Source organism: Paenibacillus sabuli (assembly GCF_014705605.1).
Taxonomy (GTDB): Bacteria; Bacillota; Bacilli; order Paenibacillales; family Paenibacillaceae; genus Paenibacillus_D; species Paenibacillus_D sabuli.
In genome coordinates this window covers 42,611-67,302 of record NZ_JACXIZ010000026.1, presented here as the reverse complement: position 1 = coordinate 67,302, position 24,692 = coordinate 42,611, and the positions used below count along the sequence as shown (strand labels likewise).

General features: G+C 62.9%; 19 protein-coding genes. 2 read left to right on the top strand and 17 right to left on the bottom strand.

Annotation, left to right across the window (positions count from 1 at the left end):
• Positions 1–4: 4 nt before the first annotated feature.
• The 6 genes from IDH44_RS15575 to IDH44_RS15550 all read right to left on the bottom strand — a co-directional run bounded on the left by IDH44_RS15575 (position 5) and on the right by IDH44_RS15550 (position 6,926).
• Entirely contained in the window at positions 5–1,084 is a 1,080-nt protein-coding gene (locus IDH44_RS15575) for a glycoside hydrolase family 76 protein (RefSeq protein ID WP_190919190.1), read from the bottom strand.
• Positions 1,081–2,199: a glycoside hydrolase family 76 protein gene (locus IDH44_RS15570; protein ID WP_190919188.1), complete on the bottom strand. Its 1,119-nt coding sequence runs from the start codon at positions 2,197–2,199 to the stop codon at positions 1,081–1,083. Before IDH44_RS15570 ends, IDH44_RS15575 begins: the two co-directional genes overlap by 4 nt.
• 31 nt (positions 2,200–2,230) lie before the next feature.
• Positions 2,231–3,112, bottom strand: coding sequence for a carbohydrate ABC transporter permease (locus IDH44_RS15565; RefSeq protein ID WP_190919186.1), 882 nt, complete (start codon positions 3,110–3,112; stop codon positions 2,231–2,233).
• Between the two features lie 12 nt (positions 3,113–3,124).
• Positions 3,125–4,012 (bottom strand): carbohydrate ABC transporter permease, encoded by an 888-nt coding sequence (locus IDH44_RS15560; protein ID WP_190919184.1) that lies wholly within the window; start codon positions 4,010–4,012, stop codon positions 3,125–3,127.
• Positions 4,013–4,070: 58 nt separating this feature from the next.
• Entirely contained in the window at positions 4,071–5,396 is a 1,326-nt protein-coding gene (locus IDH44_RS15555) for an ABC transporter substrate-binding protein (protein WP_190919182.1), read from the bottom strand.
• A 378-nt stretch (positions 5,397–5,774) separates the two neighbouring features.
• Positions 5,775–6,926 carry a GntR family transcriptional regulator gene (locus IDH44_RS15550; RefSeq protein ID WP_397326786.1) on the bottom strand — a complete coding sequence of 384 codons (1,152 nt, stop codon included), beginning with the start codon at positions 6,924–6,926 and terminating at the stop codon, positions 5,775–5,777.
• 210 nt (positions 6,927–7,136) lie between these two features.
• Between IDH44_RS15550 and IDH44_RS26620 the strand changes: the two genes are divergently transcribed.
• Positions 7,137–7,394, top strand: a complete 258-nt coding sequence (locus IDH44_RS26620; RefSeq protein WP_223869716.1) for an Rpn family recombination-promoting nuclease/putative transposase — start codon at positions 7,137–7,139, stop codon at positions 7,392–7,394.
• The gene (locus IDH44_RS26615; protein WP_223869715.1) at positions 7,369–7,608 is read left to right on the top strand and encodes a hypothetical protein; all 240 of its coding nucleotides are present in this window, start codon (positions 7,369–7,371) and stop codon (positions 7,606–7,608) included. The genes IDH44_RS26620 and IDH44_RS26615 overlap by 26 nt, the downstream gene beginning before the upstream one ends.
• A 408-nt stretch (positions 7,609–8,016) precedes the next feature.
• Here the strand turns inward: IDH44_RS26615 and IDH44_RS15540 are convergent, their stop codons facing one another.
• From IDH44_RS15540 to IDH44_RS15490, 11 genes are all read right to left on the bottom strand, one after another.
• Positions 8,017–8,787 (bottom strand): nuclease-related domain-containing protein, encoded by a 771-nt coding sequence (locus IDH44_RS15540; RefSeq protein ID WP_190919181.1) that lies wholly within the window; start codon positions 8,785–8,787, stop codon positions 8,017–8,019.
• Positions 8,788–9,212: 425 nt separating this feature from the next.
• Positions 9,213–10,676: a sulfatase family protein gene (locus IDH44_RS15535; protein ID WP_190919179.1), complete on the bottom strand. Its 1,464-nt coding sequence runs from the start codon at positions 10,674–10,676 to the stop codon at positions 9,213–9,215.
• A 39-nt stretch (positions 10,677–10,715) separates the two neighbouring features.
• Positions 10,716–11,708: a LacI family DNA-binding transcriptional regulator gene (locus IDH44_RS15530; protein WP_190919177.1), complete on the bottom strand. Its 993-nt coding sequence runs from the start codon at positions 11,706–11,708 to the stop codon at positions 10,716–10,718.
• Between the two features lie 51 nt (positions 11,709–11,759).
• Complete coding sequence (locus IDH44_RS15525; RefSeq protein ID WP_190919175.1) at positions 11,760–12,785, bottom strand: LacI family DNA-binding transcriptional regulator; 1,026 nt, start codon at positions 12,783–12,785, stop codon at positions 11,760–11,762.
• A gap of 23 nt (positions 12,786–12,808) precedes the next feature.
• Positions 12,809–14,380, bottom strand: a complete 1,572-nt coding sequence (locus tag IDH44_RS15520) for a DUF3502 domain-containing protein (protein ID WP_190919173.1) — start codon at positions 14,378–14,380, stop codon at positions 12,809–12,811.
• Positions 14,381–14,408: 28 nt separating this feature from the next.
• Positions 14,409–15,314 carry a carbohydrate ABC transporter permease gene (locus tag IDH44_RS15515; RefSeq protein ID WP_190919171.1) on the bottom strand — a complete coding sequence of 302 codons (906 nt, stop codon included), beginning with the start codon at positions 15,312–15,314 and terminating at the stop codon, positions 14,409–14,411.
• A 19-nt stretch (positions 15,315–15,333) separates the two neighbouring features.
• The gene (locus tag IDH44_RS15510; RefSeq protein WP_223869714.1) at positions 15,334–16,278 is read right to left on the bottom strand and encodes an ABC transporter permease; all 945 of its coding nucleotides are present in this window, start codon (positions 16,276–16,278) and stop codon (positions 15,334–15,336) included.
• A gap of 291 nt (positions 16,279–16,569) precedes the next feature.
• Entirely contained in the window at positions 16,570–17,424 is an 855-nt protein-coding gene (locus IDH44_RS15505) for an endonuclease/exonuclease/phosphatase family protein (protein ID WP_190919170.1), read from the bottom strand.
• Between the two features lies 1 nt (position 17,425).
• Positions 17,426–20,992 (bottom strand): GH36-type glycosyl hydrolase domain-containing protein, encoded by a 3,567-nt coding sequence (locus IDH44_RS15500; RefSeq protein ID WP_190919167.1) that lies wholly within the window; start codon positions 20,990–20,992, stop codon positions 17,426–17,428.
• A gap of 984 nt (positions 20,993–21,976) precedes the next feature.
• Positions 21,977–23,866: an FAD-dependent oxidoreductase gene (locus IDH44_RS15495; RefSeq protein ID WP_190919165.1), complete on the bottom strand. Its 1,890-nt coding sequence runs from the start codon at positions 23,864–23,866 to the stop codon at positions 21,977–21,979.
• Entirely contained in the window at positions 23,863–24,573 is a 711-nt protein-coding gene (locus tag IDH44_RS15490; protein ID WP_190919163.1) for a hypothetical protein, read from the bottom strand. The genes IDH44_RS15495 and IDH44_RS15490 overlap by 4 nt, the downstream gene beginning before the upstream one ends.
• Positions 24,574–24,692 lie beyond the last annotated feature (119 nt).

The window sequence follows — 24,692 nt, the reverse complement described above, 5'->3', positions numbered from 1 at the left end:
CCCGTTACCCTTGGCTTGTATTCGAGCCGCACTCCGCATGCCGCCGCTGCGCGAGACGGGCCAGCGCCTCGAACAGCATGATGCCGCTGAGCTGCACGCTCAGTTGGACCGGTCCGTCCGGGCGGTCCGCCCAGGACGGACCGACGAGGCCGCTCGCCCGGCACAGGCCGGCCGACCAGAGCGTCTCGCCGCTGCGCAGCAACGCCTCCTCCCACCCGGGCGCCTCGCCCGTCTCCACCAACAGTGCGATGTACCGGACCAGGATGCCCTTGAACAGCCCGGTATCGTCGATGCCTTCGTCCGGCAGCAGGCCGCTCCGGGGATCGACGTAGCGCTGTCGCGCCGCTTCCGCCGTCTGGCGGGCGTGCGCCAGATATCCCGCCGCACCCGTGCAGGCATGCAGCGCCAGTCCCGCGCCGATCATGACGCCCTGGCAGTAGGTGAACGTCCAGTCCTTGTCGATCGCGCCGTCCCCGAGCCGGTTGATGCCGTCCCAGACGAAGCCGCTCGCCGGATCGACCAGATGCGTGCGGTTCCAGGCATAGATCCGCTCCGCCCACGCCAGATCCTCCGGAGCGCCGAAGCGCTGATGCAGCCGTGCCGCGAGGATCGCCGCCGGCGCATTGGCCGGCGTATTTTTGTAATCCAGCTGATGCTTGTTCCAGGCCACGCCGCCACCCATCTGGTCGTTCCAGCCGGCCTTGATATCCGCCCACAGCTCCAGGACCCGATCGTGCCAGCACGCCTCCCCGGTGACGTCGTACACCCGCAGCAGCGCGAGCGCCAGCCACTCCATATCGTCATAGTACGGGTGCAGGAAGGTGCCGCCGTTGATCCGGCGCAGCTGCTCGGCATGGGAGCGAATGCGCGCCAGGTACCGTGCGTCCCGCGTGCGCGTATATCCGTCGACCCAGACATCGATGACATGCGCCTGCCACCAATAGTAGAAGTTCTCGCCCGGCGCCCCGGCCTCCGCCGGATGCCACTGCCGCAGGATACCGGACTGCCGATCGTGGAAGTTCGCATACAGTCGCTCCTGCAGCCACTCCGCCCGCTCGGACCAGCCCGCCGCGCCGCCTGTCACCTCCCCTCCGACAGGGCCGCCGCCTCCAGCCGCGCCGCCGTCTCCAGCAGGATGACGCCGCTCAGCTGCGTGCTGAGCTCCACATCCCCTACAGGCCGCTCCTCCCAGCTCCCGCCGAACAGCAGCGCTCCGCTGCCAGCAGCGCCACCATTATCGCCGCCGTCCTCGGCTGCAGCCCCGGCCGCCTGCCAGAGCGCCCGGGCATTCGCCGCCAGCACCTCCGCCACACCGCGATCCTGCTCCGGCAGCAGGGCCAACTGACCGGCATAGCGGGCCAGGATGCCCTTGAACAAGCCGCCGTCACCCGTGCCCTCGTACGGGAACAGCCGGTCCCCCGGACGGGTCAGCTCCGCCAGCGCCGCCGCCCAGGTGCGCTCGGCATCCGCTCTGTACGCATGCTCGCCGGTGATCCGGTACAGCTCCAAGGCGGCGCCTATATACACGCCCTGGCAGTAGGTGAACCGCCAGTCCTTGTCGATCGCGCCATCCTGCAGCCGGTTCATCCCGTCCCAGACGAAGCCCGTCTGCGGGTCGACCAGCGCGTCGCGCACCCACGCGTAGATCCTGCGGGCCCAGGCCAGGTCGGCCGGATCGCCGAAGGCGTCGTACAGCCGCGCCGCGAGGATCGCGGCCGGCGCATTGGCCGGCGTATTCTTGTAGTCCGGCTGCGACTTCTGCCAGGCGATGCCGCCGCCCATATGATTGTTCCAGCCGGTCTGGATGTCTGCCCACAGCTCCAGCGCCGCCTCCTGATAGCGCGCCTCTCCGGTCGCGCGATGCGCGCGCAGCCAGCCGATCGCCATCCATTCCATGTCGTCGTAGAGCGGATTCGGCCATACGCCTCCGTTGCGCGCCAGCAGGCCGTCGTACAGCTCCCCCAGCCGCCGGGCATATCGCGCCTCGCCTGTACGCTCCAGCGCGTCGGTCAGCGCTTCGACCGCATGGGCCATCCACCAGTAGTGGAAGATCGTATTGCAATCGCCGTTCGGACAGGGCGTCTGAATATTGTACATGCCTATCCCCGTGTTCCAGTACTGCTCATCGAGCGTGCGCTGCGCCGCGTCGGCCCGGGCTTGCCAGATCGACGCGGCGTGCGCGTGTCGTGCTTGATTCATCGCTTGTGTCTCCTCCCTGTGAAGTGTGTCGCTAGCCCTTGACCCCGCTGAAGGCGATGCCCTGGACGAAATAGCGCTGCAGCAGCAGGAACAGCACCAGGATCGGGGCGATGGCCACCAGCGCGCCCGCCATCATCGGTCCGAAGTCAGTCTGGTAATTGTACGAGAAGGCCTGCAGGCCCATCTGAATCGTATGCTTCTGCGGATCGCTGAGCACGATCATCGGCCACAGGAAGCTGTTCCATCCGGCCTGGAAGGTGAAGATGCCCAGCGTCGCCAGCGCCGGCGCCGTCAGCGGCAGATAGATGCGCCAAAAGATGCGGAACTCGCCCGCCCCCTCGATGCGCGCCACCTCCTGCATGTCGCTCGGCAGCGAGACGAAGAACTGGCGCATGAAGAACACCGCGAACGACCCCGACGCGCCCGGCAGGATCACGCCCCAGATCGTGTTCATCAGGCCGAAGCCGCCCTCGCCCAGCAGGTTGTTGCCGCCGAGCAGCGGGAAATGCTGCAGCACGTACACGCTCGGAATCATCGTGACGACGCCCGGGATCATCATCGCCGCCAGCAGGATGCGGAACAGCGGCTGATTGAGCCGGAAGCGCAGCTTGGCGAAGGCGTAGCCGCTCAGGGAGCCGAAAAACAGATTGAACGCAACGCCCAGCACCGCCAGTACGAAGGAATTCCAAAAGTACAAGCCGAACGGCACCGTCGTAAACGCCGTCACGAAATGCTCGAAGGTGATCGAAGTCGGGACCCAGCGAATCGGGATGGTGAAGATCTCCTCATTCGGCTTGACGGCGGTCAGCAAGCTCCAGTAGAACGGCAGGAACATGACGATCGCGATCATCGCGCTGCCTGCATAAAAGAGTGTCCGCCGCACCGCCGCGGCCCCCGTCAGTCTGTTCGCCATCGGATTCACCTCCTATATAACCGATTCTTCCGCTCGGGTAATGCGCATGTTGACGATCGTGAAGATCAGGATCGCCATCGCCAGCACGAAGGCCTGCGCAGAGGCATAGCCCATCTGCAATTGATTGAAGCCCTGCTGATAGATCAGATAGACGGGCGTCTTGGTCGTATTGGCCGGTCCGCCCTGGGTCAGGACGAAGGCCTGATCGAACAGCTGCAGCGCGCCGATGATCGCCATCGTGCTGACGAGGAACGTCGTCGGCCGCAATTGCGGCCAGGTGATATAGCGGATCATGTCCCAGCGGTTGGCCCCGTCCAGGCGCGCCGACTCGTACAGATGTCCCGGCACGCCCTGCAGACCCGCCAGATAGATGATCATATTAGAGCCGACCGACTGCCAGAGCGTCACGAGCACGATCGCCACCATCGCCGTCTCCGTCTCGGCGACCCAAGCCGGCCCGGTGATCCCCAGCCCGGACAGCACGCCGTTGACCAGGCCGAACTCGGGATGCAGCAGCCACAGCCAGACGGTGGCGGCTGCGACTGCCGAGGTCAGCGTCGGCAGGTAGTACAAGGTGCGCAGCAGCTTGATGCCGCGCCAGGCCTTGTTCACCAGCAGCCCCAGTCCGAAGGAGACGACGATATTGAGCGGGACGAAGAGCACCGCATACAGCAGCACATTGCGAAAAGTCAGCCAGAGCAAGCTGTCGTCCCATAGCCTGCGGTAATTGTCCAGCCCGACCCAGTCCATGCGGCTGAGCACATCGTAGTTGGTGAAGCTCAGGTACAGCGCCATCCCGACCGGGATGACCATGAAGATGACGAACAGCAGCATCGTCGGCGCGATGAACAGGTATGCGGTTCTGGCCTGATGACGCTCCAGCTTGTTGATCGCGGACACCGGGATCCCTCCTTCTTCTCTTTCTCCTGCTCCTCCCGCCTTGCGCGCGGACGGCGGCTTACTCGATCACCTCGTTATCCTTGAGCAGCTTGTCGCCTTGCGTCTGCGCCTTGGCCAGCGTCTCCTCGGCGCTCTGCTTGCGCTGCAGGAACAGCTCCAGATTAGGGATCAGGCCATCGACCTCCATGACGGAATAGCCGGGGTGCTGCGGCCGGATCTTGGCGAACTCCAGCGTCTCCAGGAACGGCTGCCACAGCGGATCGTCGGCGAAGAACGGGTCCTCCAGCGCCGGCTTGTAGCCGGGCAGATTAAGCGACGTCTCGGCCCAGAGCATGGCGTTGTCCTTGTTGGCGAGCCACCACTTGATGAACGTCCACGCCTCCTCCTTGTGCTGCGAGCCCTCGGGAATGACCAGGCCGAAGCCGCCCATCACGCTGGCCAGATCGCCGCCGGGTCCGGCCGGCGGCGGCACAATGCCGAAGTCGAGCTCGCTGCCGTACTTCTTGTAGGTGCTGAGCATCCACGGTCCGGTGTAGTGCATCGCCAGCTTGCCGGTGACAAAGGCGTCGGTGCCCTCGCCCAGCCCCTGCTCGAAGCCGATCTTGTACACCTTGTCTTCATTCATCAGCCGATCCCAGAAGGACAAGACCTCCAGGCCCTGCGCATTATTGAAATTGGTCTTGCCGTCCGCGGTCAGCATCTGGCCGCCCGCTTGCTGCAGATACATGCTGAACAGTCCCGGATCGCCCATCGAGAAGCCAGCCACCTCCAGCCGGTCGCCGCTGCGCTTGGTCAGCGCCTTGGCGGCCGTCGCCAGCTCTTCCCAGGTGGTCGGCAGCTCGAGCCCGGCCTCCTCCAGCATCGTCTTGTTGTAGAACAACGCCCGCGCATCGACGGTAAGCGGCAGGCCGTACAACTGATCGTTGTACGTCAGCTCCTTGAGCGACTCCTCGAAGTAGTGGTCGCGCTCAACCCCGTCGCGAGCCATCAGCTCGTCGATCGGGTGCAGCACGTTCTTCGGCGCGTACAGCGACGTCCGCCAGCGATCCCAGAATAGAATGTCCGGCGTGCCGCCCGAGGTCGCGGAGGTCAGGAACTTGGTAATCATGTCCTGCTGGAGCACGTACTTGACGCGAATGTCGTCCTGCGATGCATTGAAGGCGCCCGCCATCGTCTCGAACTGGGCCTGCCCTTCGCCGCCCCAATCGCCCCAGAAGGTCAGCTCGACCGGCGCACCGCCCGATTCGCCGCTCCCGGCGGCGCCGGAGTTGGTCCCTCCCTCGCCTGCATTGCCGCCTGCGCTGCCGCCGCTATTGCCGCTGCAGCCGGCGAGCAGCGCCGTCGTCAGCACAGTTGCCGTCAAGGTCATCCATTTCTTCTTCATTGGTGATGCCTCCCTTTTTTATAATCGAGGTCTTGCACAGATGAATGAATACGCTTGCATAAAGTCCATATTGCATAATGGATAGCGCTTACACCAGTCAGTATATTGTTATATTAGTATGATGTCAATATTTAATTTTCTAAAATTCCGTATAGTTGATATACCAAGATGACAAAGGGAGTAAAGTCCCGCCCGCCGCAAAGCGACCCGGGCTACAGCTCCGCAAGTGAGGGCTCGCCGCCTCGTCTCAAGCGAAGCGCCACAACAAAAAGACTTCCCGCCGGAAGTCTTTGTACCCTTATCGCCCATCCGGTGACGGACATTGCCAATCCGGTAACGGCAAAACGGCGCTGCAGGGCCCGCCTGCACGGAAGCACCTTAAGCGCGCGCCGGGCCCGTCGATTCGCCGACCATCAGCTCGGCGCCGAGCAGCCGTTTGCGCGGCACAGTTTCGCCCTTCATGATCCGCAGCACATTCTCCACCGCCAGCCGGCCGATCTGCTCCTCGTCCTGGCGGATATGCGTGAAGGCATATCCCCCGCCCAGCGAGGTCGGTGGTGAATCGAAGCACACCACCGAATAATCCTCTGGGATGCGGCGTCCCAGGCGCACGATGGCCTCGCGTGCCAGCAGGGCAATGTTGTACTCGACCGCGAATACGGCCGTGATGGCCGGGTGTTCCTGCAGATGCCGCATGATTATCGCAATGTCGCGCTCGATATTCGCCTCATTGAACGAATTGGGCAGCGTCGAGGTGACCGCGTTGATCCACAGCTCCCGGTCCACCGCCACCCCCTGCTCGGCATGCGCCTGGATGAATCCTTCGATCCGTTCCTCGACGGCCGTCGTGTCGGTCGGCGGCGAGAGGAAGGCGATATGCCGGTGCCCGAGGTCGAACAAATACTCCGTGGCATTGCGGGCCGCATCGGCGTGCGCCGTCGAGATCGAAGCCGCCGCCACGCCCTTGAGATGGCGATCGACCAGCACCAGCGGGAAGTGCTCGATGACCAGCTTGAGGATCTCCGCGCTGAAGTATTCGCCTTGTGCGGGGAACACGATCAGCCCGTCCACGCCGAGCTCGAGCAGCTTCTGGATCGAGGCGTCCTCATTGTCCGGAATGCCGAACGAACGCCGCAGCACCAGGAAGCAATCATGCTCGCGGGCCGCCTCCTCCATGCCGTAGATAAGACCGGTACCGTAGCTATTGCCAAAGTCGGTAATGACCAGGCCGATCGATACCATTTTCGTCGGCGCCGCACCCGGGGGCTCCTGTACCGCCACTGCGCTGTCCGCAAAATCGCGTTCGGCGTCGGCCACGAACGAGCCCTTGCCCGGCTTGCGGACGATCAGCCGCTCCGCTGCCAGCAGCTCCAGCGCCTTTTTGCTAGTAATTCGGCTCACGCCATAAGCGTCCGCCAGTTCCTTCTCCGACGGGATTCGTTCGCCGATGCCGTATTTCGCGGCCACGATGTCTTGCTTCACGTTTTCAAAGATTTTCTCGTATAGCGGTTTCGAGGATGTCTCTTCCACGATGCTCCCTCATTTCCATCAAGCCATATAGCTCATAATAATATATCATGATATATGACAATTCCGATTTTGGCAACCGCCTCCTGCATGCGCACACGCCCAGGCTTCCGAATACGTGCTACTTGCAAGCCATTCAAATGTGACCCTTCATTGTCCTCGTTTGCCGTTCGCAGTATAATGGTGAGGAGGAACCGAAAGGGAGGATCCGATTTGCCATCCGACGAACACCGGGAATCGATCCACCAGCGTCACGACACATCGTACCGCCTGTCCCCGATTGTGCCCATTGTGCTCTACAACGGAAAACAGCGGTGGACAGCCGAGCGTCAATTTCGCAAGCTGCTCGGCCATGAAGACATGTTCGGCTCCGAATTGCTCAACTTTGAATATTTGCTGATTGACGTCGCGCGCTATACAGAATGCGAAAGGAGATGCAGCGATCATGGGCTTCGAAAAAGTATTGGATGATATTAAGCGGGAAAGTAAGCTTGAAGGCAAGCTCGAGGGCAAGTTGGAAGGCAAGCTGGAGGGCAAGCTGGAGGGCAAGCTGGAGGGCAAGCTCGAAGGCAGACAGGAAATCGCCAAGCGCATGATTGATCTGGACATGGACGTCACGCTGATCGCTGCAGCCACCGGCTTCACGCCTGAAGAGGTGGAGCAGCTCCGCGATCGCTTGCCTTGACTAGGGCGGCACATGAATCTCCATATCCGCGCATTTTGCACCATGCTATCAAAAAGACCGCTGCGCGCGGTCTTTTTTGTTTCCAATCCGCCAATTTATGAAGTCGCAAACCAAACCCTATTCATCCACTTCATTTGGCAATCTGCCAAGCCAAAGGCTATACTGTTGGCAATGACGTACTGGTACAAAGGGGCGCTTCATATGACCACTCGCTTCACTCACCTATTCGGCACATGGCGTCGCTTGCCGCCAAAAAAAGCTTTCTCGCGCAGCTCCCAGCGAGCCGGGCCCGGCGCCATGACGACAGCCGAACGACCACATGCCATAAGCATAGGCTAGCTGGGCAGCCAAACTTTCTACCGCCTTTATTTCACACAGTATGCATAGTTATGTAACAGGCTAATGCCCCTACGATTGGGCGTCCCCCGTATAGCCGACTCCCCCCGTCTCCTTTTTTCTTCCGCCGGCCAGCCTCGCGTGTTCCGCCCGTGCTTTCGCATCATCGACATTCAGACCGTTAATTTTTGTGCAGATTGCTTCCACCTCGTCGCGACTAAGCGTCCGCTGCGGCAGCTCTGCCTTTAAGCGCAACAGCTTCCGGGCAATGTATTCAGACAGCTCGACATCGTAGACGACCAGCTCGTCCGAATGGATTTTGCGCAGATCAGGATCCAGGCTGAATCGGCACCGCATCGTGAAGGAAATCATCGAAATGTATTTCACGCCGTTAAATTCCGACAGGTGGGCCTGCAACGCCTTGATATGTCCTTTATTTTGCAGCAGTGGATTATACAGATTGTAGCGGTTGCTGACCCTCCAATTTCGGTCTTGCCGAGCGCCCTTGATCTCGCCGGCATAGTTTTTCGTTTCGATGACGAAGATGCCATAAGGCGAAACCACTGCATGATCAAGCTGCGAATAGCCGGTCCGCGATTTCGAATTGGGCAGCAGCAGATCGCTCATGTACATGCAGTCCTTGGGCAATTGATCGAGCTGCAGATCAATTTTATGCTCGCCCAGCTCGCCGATGCGAGCCGCTGCGACCTTTTGCTTTGGCGGCTTGGGCGCTGCCTGCGAGCCAGAGGAGCGCTTGGCCTTGTCTATCTCCTTACCTGTCTGTTTCTTCCCGCTTTCCGATTGCGTGCGCATTTGAAAAAAGGCCTTTATTTTTTCCAACATTTCACCCGCCCCCTTTCACACTTATTAAGATCCGTTATCCTCGCTTCCCTCCCACGCCTCTGGACATTGACATTCGACGGCATGTCAAGCTCTTCCATTCTGAGCGAAGGGGATATAGCACCAAGCATTGTAGACCAGGTCCCCCCGTAGTATAGATGGCGGCGCAAGTTACAGACGAAAAGACACGACTCTCATGTCCATTACAGATGGCTTTCGCCCATATCGAGGCGCTAACGCGGGCAGGACGCATGGAGCAGCTTTTCGGCGTGTACCCGCGGCGTGAATCAGCGAAGGGGATGCCAAAAAGACGACGTCACTCGTTCGCAACGTCGCCTTCCCGTGTCTGGCTTCCCAGGTTCCCGACATGGCTCCTGCCTCACGTACATCCAGAGGTTCTACCTTACGTCCTGCATCGCGCTCCTGCCTTACGCCCCCGCATGCCGGGCCGCCAGCCGCTCCGCCGCGGCCTCCCGGCCGGTCTCCCGGAGCCGCTGGAGATAGTCGTCCAGCAGACCGCGCGTGTGATACGGTCCGCCCTCGCGGATGACCTGCCACATCGGATCGACGGGGCTGTCCGCCTCGTACATCCGCTCCGTCAGCCACTCGTCCAGCAGGCGCAGCCCCTTGGCGACCTCCTGCGGCCGCTCGTCCGCCAGATTACGCGTCTCGTGCGGGTCGCGCTCGACGTCGAACAGCATGAGCGGCGGCAGCTCCTTGAGCCCGTCGTGGTAGGTGCGGATCAGCATCCACTGATCGAAGCGCACCGCGCGCTGGCAGCTCCAGGCCATCTGGCTGACGACGAGATACGGACGGCCCTTCTGTTCGCCCCCCTCGTCCCCCTCGCTCCCCGTCAGTGCAGGCAGGAAGCTCTCGCCGTCCCATCCCTGGCGCTGCGCGCCCCCCGCCAGCTCGACCAGCGTCGGTCCGAGGTCGATATTGTAGTGCAGGTCCTCGTCGACCCGGCCCTCGGCGATCCTCGGTCCGGCTACGATCAGCGGGATGCGGCTCGTGATGTGATCGGCTGTCTGATGGTCGCCGTAGATATTGAGCTCGCCCTGATTCTCACCGTGGTCGGCCGACACGACGATCACGGTGTCCTCCAGCAGACCGCGCGCCTCCAGCGCCTCCAGCAGCAGGCCGACATGGTCGTCGACATGGCGGATCGCAGTGTCATAGCCGTCGATCCAGCGCTTGAAGTCGGCGCGCGAGGCGATCTCGGCCGGCAGGTTCGGCCATTGCCGGCCGAGCGGCAGGTCGCGCGCGCTCATCGTGCCGTAGCGCTCGCGCTGCGCGGCGATGATGTCCTCGGTCAGCCACTCCGGCGCCGGGTCGTCCGCGAACGGATTGCCGTAGGCCTCCGGCGTACGGTACGGCGTATGAGGATCCCAGAAGTTCAGATACAGCAGCCAGTCCTCCTGCTCCGCGCCGCGGCCCGCGATCCAGCGCAGCGCCTCCGCAGAGACGTCGCCCGCCGTCTCGCCCGCATGCTTGCCGGTGTCGTACATCTCCAGGAAGCCCTCCAGCACATGCCAGGCCGCATGGCGACCGGGGAACGGGCTGATGATCGCCGTATGCATCTTCTGGAACCGAAGCACGTCCACCCATGCCTGATGCGCCGTGTGATGGTAGTTGAACGGCCGCTCCGCGCCGATCGGCCGCCGGTCGGCGGCCAGCCCGCCGTGGTTGACCACGCCATTGTGTATGCCGTATCTCGCGCTGAACATCGCCGTCCGCGACGGCGCGCATGGCGCGTCGGTTGCATAGTAGTTGGTGAACCGCGTGCCGCGCGCCGCGATGCGGTCGATGTTTGGCGAGGTATTGCGATGATACCCGTAGCAGCCGAGGTGATCGGGCCGCAGCGAGTCGATGTCGATATACAGGATGCGCACAGGCCATCCTTCCTTTCTGCTAAGTCTGCACCCGCTCCCTCACGTCAGCGCCCGCACCGAGTCCCGCGATACGAATTGGGTCGGGAACTGATAGTGCCGCTCCACCTCCTGGCCCTCGAGCAGCTGGAAGATCAGATGAGCGGCCAGGGCGCCGCGCTCGTACTTGGGCTGCAGCACGGTCGAGAGCGCCGGACGCACGTACTGCGCCAGCTCGATGTCGTCGAAGCCGACGACCGACACTTGCTCCGGCACGCCGATGCGCTGCTCCTTGAAGGCGGCGATCCCGCCGATCGCCATCTCGTCGTTGGCGTACATGACCGCGGTCGGCAGATGCCCCTGGGCGATCACCATCTTGGTCAGACGGTAGCCGTTGTCCCGGTCGAAGTGGCCGGACTGATGCAGCCGCCGCTCCGCGTCCAGGCCGTGCTCGCGCAGCGCGCGCGCATAGCCGTCCAGCCGCTTGCCATGCACCTCGCCCATCGCGCGGCCGCCGATGTAGGCGATCTCGCGATGTCCCAGATCGATCAGACGGCCGGCCGCCTGGTAGGAGCCCTGCTCATTGTCGACCTCGATGCTGACGACGTGGTCGCTGTCGACCTTGCGGTCGAGCACGACGACCGGGAAGGCCGGGCGCGCGGACAGCTCGATCGTCTCTGCGGCGATATTGTGCGCCAGCACGATCGCGCCGTCGACGCGCTTTTCCGTCAGGAACTTGATCGCCGTCGACGCTTCGCCGCCCGCCGAGCTGCAGGCGAGCAGGTCATAGCCCTTGGACAGCGTCACGTCCTGGACGCCCTTGACCAGCTCCGCGTAGAACGGACCGGCCAGGTCGGTGACGATCAGGGCAATGGTGCGGGTGCTGCTTCTTTTGAGATCGGAGGCGAGGCCGTTTTTTTGATAGTTCAGGTGGCGCGCCGCCTCCAGAATTTTCTTTTTTGTCTTGCCGCTGACCTTGGGGCTGTTATTCAGGGCGTAGGACGCCGTTGAGATCGAGACCCCCGCCAGCTTGGCGACATCTTTGATTGTAGCCATAGTCGTTTTTCTCCCCGCTTCGGCAACGCATGCGTTCTCGTGCTTCCTTACTTATTCGCTCCGAAGCGGGACCTTTCCTTCATGGCCTGCAGGCGCCCGCACCGAGTCGCGCACGATCAGGCGCGTCGGCAGCCGATAGCGCGGCTCGAGCGGCTTGCCGTCCAGCGCCTGGAACAGCAGGTGAGCCGCCAGCGCGCCGCGCTCGTACTTGGGCTGCATGACGGTCGTCAGCGCTGGCCGGACGTACTGCGCCAGCTCGATATCATCGAAGCCGATCACCGAGACGTCGCCCGGTACCCGGATGCCGTACTCACGGAAGGCCTGTATGCCGCCGATCGCCATCTCGTCGTTGTAATACAGGATCCCCGTCGGCAGATTGCCCTCGGCGATCAGCATCTTGGTCATGGCGTAGCCGTTGTCGCGGTTGAACATGCCGAACTGATGCAGCTGACCCTCGCGCTCCAGCCCATGCTGGCGCAGCGCCCGCTTGAAGCCGCTCACCCGCTGCTCGTTGAGCGGCTCCATCGGATTGCCGCCGACGTAGGCGAGTCGGCGATGCCCCTGCTCGATCAGATGCTCCGTCGCCATATGGCAGCCAGCCTCATTGTCGACCTCAATGCTCACCGTGTGCGGGCTCTCGATCTCCCGATCGAGCAGGATGATCGGATAGGCCTCCCGCGCCGCGCGCCGCAGCGTCGCTGCGGGGATGTTGTAGGCCAGCACGATCGCGCCGTCGACGCGCTTCTCCGTGAGGAACTTGACCGCGGTCGACTGCTCGCCGCCCAGCGAGCTGCAGGCGAGCAGATCGTAGCCCCGCGACAGCGCCACCTCCTGGATGCCCTTGACTAGCTCCGCATAGTGCGGGCCGGCCAAGTCGGTGACAATCAGCGCGATCGTGCGCGTACTGCTGCGCTTCAGATCGGAAGCGATGCCGTTTTTCTGATAGTTTAACCTGCGCGCCGCCTCCAGGATACGCTTTTTGGTAGACAGACTGACTTTATCGTGGTTGTTCAGCGCATACGACACGGTCGAGATCGACACGCCCGCCAGTTTGGCGACATCTTTGATCGTGGCCATCGTTCCCTTTCCCTGATCCGGCGTCAGCCCTGCGGCTCGAAGTCCGCCAGCTGCGCTTCCACCTCGGTGATGACCTTGTCGATGCCGGCCGCCTCGAGCTGCTTGCGGTACTCCTCGACCGCGGCCTTCGGCTCCTTGCTCGTCTTGCCGAGCATCAGCTGCATGCCGAGTTGCTGGTTGACGTTGGAGATGGCCGCGATTTCCGTCGAGACGTTTTTCGGATCGAAGCTGAAGCCGACGTACGGATCGTTGATCGCCGCCTCGTCCCACTCCTCGTACAGCTCCGTGCGGATCGGATTCTCCGTGTCGCTGAGCAGATTGAATGCGTCGTTGCGCAGCGACCAGGCTGCGAAGCCGCCGCCGTCGACCTTCTCGTCGAAGCCCTCGGGGCGCTTCTTGACGCCGTCCTCGACCACGTACTGCCGTCCTTCGATGCCGTATTGGATCAGGTTATAGTATTCCGGATCGGTCATGAACTTCTCGATGGCCAGCAGCGCGCGCTCCGGATTGGGCGAATTGGCGCTGATCACCGTCGAATTCTCGACGCCCTGCTTGCGCTTGATCTTGTGATTGGCCTCGGCGAAGGCGTAGAAGTACGGATTCGATTCCGGCTGCGCCTGCATATCCGTGCCGTACTTGCCGATCCAGTCCTGCGCATGCGTCAGGTAGCCCGCCGAATTGGCCGCGCGCAGATTCGTGCCGGCGTCCACCTGCGAGGAGAGGATGTCCTTGGGCCAGTAGCCCTTGTCCGACCACTCGCGCATCTTGACCGCCCATGCCTCGAATTCCGGCGTGAACGCCGGGTGGAACACCGTCTTGTAATCCTCGGGGCTCTTCGTCACGAGATTGAGCTCGGTCAGCGCGATCCCGGGCGCATTGAGCCACATATCGGTCGTATCGACGAGCATGCGATACATGTTGAAGGCGTCGTTGGCGTTGCCGTTGATCGGCGGGTACGATTCGTTCTCCAGCACGTTGTCCATGAATTGCTCCATGTCCGCGATCGAATCGATCTCGTCCATGCCGTACTTGTCCAGCAGGTCGGAGCGGTAGGCGAAGCCGGTCGGCGTGAATTCGCTATACAGCGACGGCACGCCGTAGATGCGGCCGTCCGTCTGCGCGCCGGCCCATGTCCGCTCCGGGATCGCCGCCTTCAGATCGGGCGCGACCGTATCCAGCATGTCCGTGATGTCGACGAGCGCGTCCTGGCTCGCCAGCGAGAAGTACGACACCGCCGCGCCCGGCGAGGCATGCGCCATGTCGAACTGCTCGCCCGAGGCGAACAGCAGCGGATACTTCGTCGCCACGTCCGGCCAGTCGATATACTTGACCTCCAGCGTCGCATTGAGATCGCGCTTCATCAGCTTGTTGATCTCGGCGAGAATGTCCGGATTGGCGACCCCCTCCGAGCCCCACAGGTAATACACCAGCTTCACTTCCTTGGAGATGTCGACGCCGTTGACCGTCTTGGCCGCGTTTCCGGCCGTGTCCGTGCCATTGTTGCCGCCATTGCCATTTCCGTTGCTGCAGCCTGCCGCCAGACTCGTCGCCAGGACCCCCGACAGCACGAGCGTTGCCATTTTTTTGCCCTTCATGTGTGTTGCCTCCCTTGTTTTTTTTGTATTATCCCTTGACTGCCCCGATCGTCAGACCCGAGACGAAGTACCGCTGTGCGAACGGGTAGAGCAGAATGATCGGGCCGGTGGCCAGCACCGCCGTCGCCATCTTGATCGACTGCGTCGGCAGCGCGGCGGCGTCGATGACGACGCCCTGGTTGATCAGCGCCTGGATGTTCGTCTGGTTGATCATGCGCTGCAGGAAGTACTGCAGCGGGTACTTGTCCGGCGTCTGGATGTAGAGCATGCCGTGGTACCACTCATTCCAGAAGCCGAGCGCCGAGAACAGACCGATCGTCGCCAGCGACGGCACCGCCAGCGGCATGAACACCTGCCAGTAGATGCGGAAGTCGCCCGCGCCGTCGATCGTCGCCGATTCGTACAGCGAGTCGGGGATCGCCTTCATGAAGTTGCGCATCAGGAAGATCGACCAGGCCGCGACCACGGTGGGCAGGATCAGGGCGAACAGGCTGTCCTTCATGTGCAGATACTTCACCATCAGGATGTAGGTCGGGATCAGCCCCCCGGAGAACAGCGTCGTGAAGTAGATCAGGAACGAGAAGAAGTTGCGGTACTTGAAATCCTTGCGATTGAGCACATAGCCGGCCATCGACATCATGAACAGTCCGAATGCGGTGCCGACGACCGTGATGAAGATCGTCACGCCGTACGCCTTGCCCAGCGCGGACGAATTGTTCAGCAGCATCTCGTACGCCTTCAGCGAGAAGGTGTTCGGGATCAGCTTGTAGCCCTCGAGGAGGATCTCCTGCTCATTCATGAAGGAGGAGGAGATCATCAGCGCGAAGGGAAACAGGCAGGCCAGCGCAAAGGCGCCGAGGCACACGTAGCTGACCAGCTTGATGATGCGCGTAGTGGAATCCTCGTGAAGCGTTGCGGCTGCGGTCCTCGCCATGTTACGTCACCTCCAGGTATTAGAACAGCGCGCTGTCCGGCTCGATCTTGCGCACGATATAGTTGACCGTCAGCACGAGCGCCAGGCCGAACACCGACTGGTAGAAGCCGACCGCCGCGCCCATGGAGAAGTTGAACTGCCCCACCAGGCTGCGGAACACGTACGTATCGATGATGTCCGTCTGCGGATACAGCACCGAGTTGGTGCCGATCAGATTGTAGAACAGGTCGAACGAGCCCTTCAGGATGCCGCCCAGGCCGAACAGCAGCAGCAGGATGAAGGTCGGCTTGAGCATCGGCAGCGTCATGTAGCGAATCCGCTGCCAGCGGCTCGCGCCGTCGATATAGGCCGCTTCGTACAGGTCGTTGTTGATCCCGGTGATTGCCGCCAGGTAGACGATCATGCCGTAGCCGGTCATGCTCCAGATCTTGAAGGCGACGATGATGTACTTCCAGATCCCCGGGTCGGAGTAGAACTCGTACCGGTCCAGCCCCAGGCTGACGAGCATCGTATTGACGAAGCCGGAGCTGAAGTTGAACATGTTGTAGGCGAACACCCCGACGATGACCATCGAGATAAAGTGAGGCAGCAGCAGGATCGACTGCGTGATTTTTTTGAACCACTTGCCTGCGATTTCCGCCAGCATGACGGCGAAGACGATCTGGATGACGTTGCCCAGCGCCAGGAAGACGAAGTTGTAGAGCAGCGTGTTCTTGGTGATGTTCCACAGATCGCCCGTCTTCACCAGGAATTCGAAGTTCTGCAGGCCGATGAAGTCGCTGCCGAAGATGCCCTTGCTGATATTGAAGTCGACGAAGGCGACGTACGCCCCCGGCATGACCAGGTAATGAAAGAGCAAAAAGTACAAAATGACGGGCGCCAGCATCAGAAACAGGATTTTGTTTTTGCCGACCTCCCGCACAATATTGCCGCCGCTGCGTCTGAGCCTGGCGATCACCTGCATCTCCCCCATCTCCCGTCCACTGGTTTCGACCCGACAATGACCACGCTTACATACATGCCAAGTCCCTCCTTTCTCTTGTATGTCATGCCTCGGGTTTAAAAAATTGAAACGTTTCGATTATGGTTCGAAACGATCGAATCAATTCGCAGCTTTACCGCTTTGGAATTGATTCGATTAAGATGCTTTTTATAAGTATAGTAAGCCTTTACATCGAAATTCGTTTTTATGACTCGAAACGTTTCGTTTATGAATTCAATTTACCGCATTTCCGTAAAAAATGCAACCGTTTTTTTATCCAGATGCGACGGTCGTGATCACCGGATAATGATCGGACGGAAAGCGTCCGCCAACTCGCTCCCGCACCACCTGCGTCCCCCGAAAGGAGAGGCCGGGCGTGGCAAAAATATAGTCGATCGGCGCGCCCGCCTCGCCGCCTCGAAAATCGTGAAACGTCGCGCCATAGCCTGCCGCCCCGCACGCCGCAGTTGACCCTTGGCGCGGCGCAGGCGCAGCGGTGGGCAGATCGGCTGTCAGGCTGTAGGCGTCCCGCAAATTCGCCCGCATGCCCTGGAGCTCCTGCTCGCCGCGCAAAAAGCGGATCGCCGCATTGTCCGGCTCGGCATTGAAGTCGCCCGTCAGCAGAGCGGGCAATCCCGTGTCCGCACAGAGCTGCCGCAGCCGCGTCCACAGCAGGCACGCTCCCGCCTCGCGAGCCGGCTGGCTGATGTGATCGAGGTGCGTATTGCATACGAGCAGCTGCCCGTCCGAGCCGTCCGTCGCCCGCATCCGCGCCCAGGTGCAGATGCGCGGATAAGCGCTGCCCCAGCTGACGCTGCCGGGCGCGTCCGGCTGCTCGGACAGCCAGAATTGCCCGGACTCCACCGCCTCGAGCGCGCGCGTATCGTACCAGATCGCGCAATACTCGTCCGCCCGCTCGCGGCTCCTGCCCTCGCCGACGTACGCGTAATCGCCCAGCTGCCCGCGCAGCAGGTCCAGCATCGCGCGCGTCCCCTCCTGCGTGCCGACGACATGCGGCGCATGCCGCGCAATCACGGCTGCGACGCGGGCCGAGCGCGAGGACCATGCGTCCTCGGGCGCCGTGCCGGCATCGACACGCAGATTGAACGTCATGACGTTCCATTCCATCTTATTCGCCTCCCTCTTCGACGTAGATCTCGATGGTATTGCCGTCTGCGTCCAGCTCGCGCTCCAGCACATCGCCCTCGATCCGCCAGCCGGCGCGGCGGTAGCGATTCGAGCAGGCCACGGCGGGCAGCTCGCGCCCATTGAGCATGACGCGTCCCTCCGCCCTGCTGCCGAGCCGATAGACGAACGTCACCGGACGACCGCGCCACGCGAACGCCAGCTCCAGCCCGTCCAGACGCGCCGGCAGCACCGGGTCCAGACGCAGCCCGCCCCGCTCCACGCGAATGCCGAGGCAATTGGCGATCAACTGATTCATGTAGATGCCCGGCCCGCTCGAATAGATGCGCCAGCCGCCCTTGACCGGGACGCTGCCGTCGCGCAGCCGCTCGAAGTGCGCCTGCGCCTCGTAGCGGGTGGCGAACTTGCCGTCCGAGCTGCTGAAGTAAGCGTTGCGCTGGCGCAGCTCTGCATTCGGGACCGCCTCCGTCAGCCCGACCGGATTGATCCGCGCCAGCCCGTGCCACGCCTCCTCGGACTTGCCCAGCTTGGCCATCGCCTCGACGAAGCGGATATGGGCATGCACGTATTGCAGCCCGATCTCGCGGCCGACGTTCGCCCCTTGCTCGGCGCGCTTGAAGTGCCGGCTCACCCCGCCGGCATAGTCCGCCGGCCGGTCCATCAGCCGCACGCCGTCGGGATAGTCCAGCTCGTCCAGGATGAGATTATAGTGCGCCTCGGCCTGCTCCGGCGTCAGCAGCTCGCCGATCATGCTGCGGGTCATCGGCAGCAGCCGGTAGCGGATGCCCGTGCGCGTATCGCTCGGATGCAGCATCCGCTCCGCCTCCCCGGGCCGCTCCATATAGACGAAGCCCGGGATGACCGGCGTATCGAGCATGTAGCGGCGGAAGTCCGCCTCGATGCCGTCCGCCAGCCGCTCCAGCTCGGCCGCATCGTCCGGGCGGCTGCGCGCCAGCGCCGCCGCCAGCCGGCGCAGCGTCTGGTAGGTGAGCGCGACCGTCCAACTGCTGGTCATGTACTGCTTCATGCGCGGGTCGGCCGGCTGCAGCGTATCGTCCCAGTCGCCGTCGCCATATGCGGACAGATGCGTGCCCGGCAGGAAGTGCTCCCGGATATAAGCGAGCTGCTTGCGCACATGCGCGTAGATCGAGACCGGCTCCGCGGTAAAGGCATTCGCCGCGCGATCCATGTACGGCACCCGGTCCTCGAGGACGGCCTCGTCGCCCGTCGCGGCCAGGTAATCGGCGAGCGCCTTGAGCGGCCAGACGATGACATCGCCATGGCTCTCGCCGGCCTGGATCCCGGCATAGGCGTCGAACATGAACCATTGCGGCCAATTGCCGTCGTCCTCATACTGGTGCGCGTAGACGGTGCGCAGGATCTCCCTGACCGTCTCGAACTTGTGCGTCGCCAGGAAGTACTCCGTCGGCCCTTGACAGACGTCGCGCGTCCCCCAGGCCGCGCCGCCGTACTGCTCCAGCCCGTGCGGCGTCGAATAGTGCACGAGCATATTGTGGGTGTACCACCAGGCCAGCGCATTGAGCCGCTCTAGTTCGGCATCGCACGCCCCGCCCTGCGTCAGGCGGAAGCCGTTCATCACGCCGCGCAGGAACTCGCGGTAGCGCGCGGCTTCGGCCGCGGCCTCGCGCCGCGCCGGCCCGGGCTGTGCCGCTGGCCCAGATGTTGGCCCCGGATCAGGTACCGGTCCGGCACCGCCGTCCAGCAGCCCTTGCACGACCATCGTCCACGCCGCTGTCGGGCCGAGCGCGAGCGCGACCAATGCGGCCGAGCCCGGCGCGGCGTCCGCCCGCAGCGCCCGCTCGTCCGTCAGCGTCAGCTCTGCGCCCTCCACGTGGAGGCGGTAGCAGAGCGCCGGATAGGCCTTGGCGCTCGGCGCCGCCTCGCCCGCCCGCAGCTCGAGCGTGCGGCCCTCCAGCTTGACCTGCGGCGGCGCCTCGTATTCATTGGCATCCATCGCGATCTGCTGGGTGACGAGGTAGCGGTACGGCTTGCCGCTCTCCGTCTTCAGCTCCAGCTGCAAGTGCGGCGCATCCGTCGCCGTGAAGCTCGTCACGATGAACGTCTCGTCCGCCGTCCGGTAGTGCCACCGGGCATAGTTGAAGCCGATCTCGTACAGCGACGGCATCGCCAGCAGCCGATAGACGCCCCCGATCTCCACATAGATGCGCTGCCCCGACGTCTTCATCACGTTGAGCGCGTTGCGGGCATTGGTGAGCAGCTTGTTGTAGGTCGTGTTGCCGACGACGAGCTGCGCATTGAAGATTCCGTACATATAAGAGGTCGAAGCCAGGACCGGCACGCCCAGGCGGTCGTTGCCGCCGCTCATCACGATATGGCCGTGCGGCCGTTCCACGAGCCGTTCCTTGGCCTTGAGCACGACATGCTCGTAGGTGTCCGTGAAAAACGACAACAGCCGCCCCTCCGCCCATTCCTCCTGCGAGCGGCTCGGGTAGAGCCGCTCGATCTCGGCCGGCGTCAGCTCGGCCGTCTGCAGCGGCTCGCCGAGCGTCGGAGCGCGCCGACCCGCCGCCGGCGCGCCGCTCAGGGCTGCCTCGGACGCGCTGTGCGGCGCGGCAGCGGGCTCAGGGCGGGCTGCAATCTTCGATTCGCCGCTCCGCCCCCCCTCTGCCTCGGCGTCCTGCTCCTGTACCTGCGCCCACGCCCGCCGCAGCTCTTCCTCGTACTCCAGCGCCGTCACGGCATCCGGATGATCCTCCGCGAACATCCCGTAGAAGACGAATTCGGCTATGCCCGATTGCGCCGCGCGCCCGGACTGCAGCCCCGTATACGCGAATTCGTACTGGTACACCGTACTCGGCAGCTCCGCCTGCCACAACGCCTCGGGACGGTTCGTCTCCTTGTAAGACAGACCGTAGAACTGGAAGCCGTCGGTGCTGTACCCCGCCGCCCCCGTGATCGCGCCTTGCTGCAGATACGGAAACCGGCCGCCCTGCTGCGGCTGATTCTGGCGGGAGCAGACGACATAGCCCCGCTCGGGCGAGCGGAACACGGCATGGTCGATGTATTGGGAGACGTACGCTTCGTTGCTCCGCACTGCTCCCTTGGCCGCCAGACCGACATCCTGCCCGTACACGACGTCGACCTCCAGCGCCGCGGCGTGCGCGTCCGACATCTCGGCGGCGCGTCCGTCGACCATCACCCGCCAGAACCAGGTCCCGCCCTCGGCAAGCGCGAACACGACGCGGTAGGCGATCTCCTCGAGCCGTCCTTCCCAGACGACCCGCGTGGCGGAGCGATGCGTGAGCGCGCTTGCGGACTGCGGCCCGAGCAGCGGCGCCACCCGCAGCACGCGAGGGCCGCGGAGCACGCGCAGATACAGATTGCTCAGCGCCCCGTCGATCGGATTGCCGTGCCACTGATTGATCATCGTCCCGGCCCTGCGATGCGCGGCCTCATACAGCTCGCCGCTGTTCCAGAATGTGAATCGGACCTCCCCCGCCTCGAGGCAGAATTGATGCTCGGCTTGCGCCTTCGCGATCGGCAGGATGGATTCGTGTTTTGCAGGCATAAGCAGCCTCCTTCTTTATCGTTCTAATCGTCCTAATCGTCCTAATCAGCCTTAATCGTTGCTCGTTGGTCCTTCTTCATGCCTCGCGCTTCCTTCATCAATTATCGTCCATCATTCCTCGTCCTTCGCTTCTACGCCCCCTAGTTCAAGTACGACCGCCTAGTTCAAGGGAATTCGAAACGTTTCAATATTCAGCAATCTATTTTGTACCTCTACACTAAACATCCCCATTCATAGAGCTCTTCCAAAACCTTATCCACTCTTGCGCGATCCTCGTTTAAAGCGAATTTTCAAGAATACATGATGGAATGCAACCTCATATCGTTTTCAAGCAGTCGTGCCAGAATTGAAATCGAAACGTTTCAATTACCAAAAGTATAGCCTCTCATGTAACCGATTGCAATATAAAAATTTCGTTTTACTTACTTTACACGATTCGACCGCCCTTTAATCCGTTCAACCGCAATACCAGGTAAACACTCGGCAAGCCGGAACAAGCAAGCTGTCGCTGCAAAGCAAACTCAGCATGACCTGCAACGGTTCCCCCCGAACGTGTGGCCTACCGAACACGTGGCCTACCGCTAACGAACACCCGCGGCGAGACGCATCAATCGGACGCGGGCAGCTCTAACGGACACCAGCGACGCTTAGCGGTCATTTCCGCTCCCTAAACGGCCCATCATTCCCGCTAAGCGTCTCTCATGTCCATTACAGATGCATGAGCATGAGCCCACTCGTGACGTCGCCTCTCACAGGAGCAAGCCACACAGATCGACTTTTCGGCGTGTAGTCGCCTCCCGCCGCGTGAATCTGGGCACGCCTAATTCAAAAAAAGCTGTCGCCTCTGCGGCGACAGCTCCTCCATTGTTTAACGACTTTCCCGGCCATCCTGCTCCCCCGGCCGTGTCAATTCACCCGGCAGTCCTGCTCGCCCGGTAACCCCGCCTTGCCCAGCAATGCCGGCCCCCGGTCCTCGGTCCCCGGCTACATCGCCGCGCCCGCGGTCCGTGCCTGCTCCTTCGCCTCGCAGAAGGCAAGCACATAGGCGCGCACGTTGTCGACCGTCTCGTACTCGTAGGTCAGCTTCGGCAGCGTCGTTACGTGCAGCAGATGGCGGTCGTCGCCGAAGGCAGCGCGCAGCCGTTCCTTGATCGCAGCCGCTTGGTCCGGATGGGCCCGGGCGATGCGGATGAGTGCCATCGCCGCGTGCGAGATGATCTGGAAGTACAGCTCGTTGAAATTTTTGCTCGCGTTGATCTTGTAGCTCGGCTCGGTGATCTCATGGTACAACGGCTTCGCATATTCGTCCTCGTCGCAGAGGATATCCGTCAGCAGCGGCACGCTGTCCGCATCGCCCAGCCGGCCGAGCAGGTAGATCGCGATCGCGCTGCGGAATTGATTGGTGCGGCGGCAGTCCTTGAAGTACAAGGCGTCGCGGCGCTCCACGATCTCGCGCAGCACCGGCGCAGCCGCGCGATCCCCCGTCATGCCGAGCGCAATCGCCGCGCCGTAGCGCAGCATCGCGTCGGTCGCCCCGATCCACTCGCGCAGCTGCGGCGCGATCCGGCTGCCGAGCAGCTTGGCCGAATAGATCGCCACGCCGGGCATATCGGTGGCGAGCGCGGCGCGCATCTCGTCCGCGTCCGTCATCCAGCGGATCGGCTCGCGGCGGAAGGAATCGTCGAACAGGATGCCCTTGTCGTGCTCCGCCGTCAGGCTGCCGCTCGCCGTGAGGATATCCCGCACCTCGGGGTACGGCACCTCGGACACGTCCACGCCCCGCCGCGCCGCCAGCGCCGCCACGACGCCCGCGCTCTCGCCGCACTTCTGCATGTCGCGCTGCATCCGCAGCAGGCTGGCGACATCGTGATCCATCCCGATGTGGCGCCCGGCGGCCAGCAGTCCCTTGAATCCCTTGGGCGTCATCGCGCGCAGCGTCACCGGCACGGAGAAGCAAGCGGTGCTGAGATTGGCCGCGACGTACAGGTCCTGCAGCTCGTCGCTCTCCAGCACGTTGTCCTTGCCGTGCTTGTCGAAGTCGCTGTATCCGTAGAACAGCACCTCCTCCTCGCGCACGCCGGCCACGACCTCCTGCATCGTGATCCGATGCTCGGTCTCGATGATGCGGCCCTCGCGGACGCCGATGAACGGCGCGAAGAACAGCACCCGCTTCGCTTCGTCGCGGAATTCCTCCAGCAGCTGGCTCGCATGGGCCTGCAGGATGCCCCGCGAGAGCGCCAGCGGATCGTACTGGTCGACATAGCCGCTGTCGTGGTTGGTCCTCGTGAGCGTGCCGCTCTTGGTCAGCCACACCTTGACGCTCGTGAACGGCCGCGTCTTGCCGTCGGATTCGCGGCCGATGTGCGTCCGGCTGCCCGCCAGCATGGATACGATCGCATCGGCGGTCGCATCGATCAGCGTATGGCAGGCGACATTCCACTGCCTCCCCTTGCAGAACAGCGAGACCCCCTTGACCGTCTGGCCGTCCAGGTACACCCCGCTCACGCTCGTCTCCAGCGCCAGCCGCGCGCCGTGCGCGGTGATGCGATTCTCCATGATGTACTTCTTGGCCTCGACCCGGCTGAGGAAGTGCTCCCGCCCCATCTGCTGCGCCTCTTCGTCGATGTCGACATGCAGGCCGCCGGGCAAGCCGTAATAATAGCCATGCACGTAGCCCATCGTCCCCATGCCGCCGATGCCGGGCAGACGGTCGACGCCGAGCACGCTCGCCCCCTGGGCGGACGCGGCGATGACCGCGATCGCGCCGGCGGAGCCCACGCCCGCCACCAGCACGTCGACCCGCTCCTCGAATTGCACCGCCTCCGCCGCCGTCTCGACGAGCGCGCCGTCCACCATTTTCCGATGCTTCATCATGATACCCAGCTCCTTCCCAGTTCGCCGCCTGCCGCGATGCTCTCCTCCGGGCGGGCGTAGGCCGCCGCCGGCAGCACCGCATACCGGGTGCCCTCGGCCCACTGCCCAGCCTGCGTCCGCTCGTCAAAGCAGAAGGCGATCGCCGCCATCCGCCAGCTCTGCAGCGCCTCCGGCCGCTCCAGCCACGCCTCCACCAGGCGATGCCGCGCCTCGGCCACGTCCCACTGCGGCGCGCAGTCGAACTTGAGGATCGCCGTCGTGTACGCATGGTCGTGCGTCTCCGGCACCAGCTCCATGCCCGGCCATTGCAGCGCCGGCAACGGCTCGCCCTGCTGCTGGATGAGCAGCGCGTTGAGCGACTTGCCCTCGGCCGCCGCCTCGCGCTCCAGCGTCGTATCGACGAGCCGCGCCCCCGTCACCGTGCGATATCCGCCCGGGCCGAGCAGCTCTAGCGTATAGCCGCCGTCCGCGCTTTTCGCGACGGAGACGACCTCCGTGCCGAGCAGCACATCGGCCTCCAGCTCGCGGAATTGCGCGTTATACGCCGCGCCCTGCGTATAGAGCTCCGGCTGCTTGTACGTATTGACGAACTCGTAGGCCACCATCTCCGTCGCGTTGACGATGAGCGTCTTCAGCCGGCCCTGCACCGCCTGCGCCACGCCGAGCGCCGTCGTGGTCGCGCCGACAATGATCAGATCATAGGTCACTTCGTCTTCCTCCCCGCGCAGCTTGCTTGGTCTTCTTTTTTGCAACCTGCTATAATTGAACTATAGCTTAAGCTTAGCAGATTCACGGGTTATCTCTTCTTCTCTTTTGGCCGAAGTGT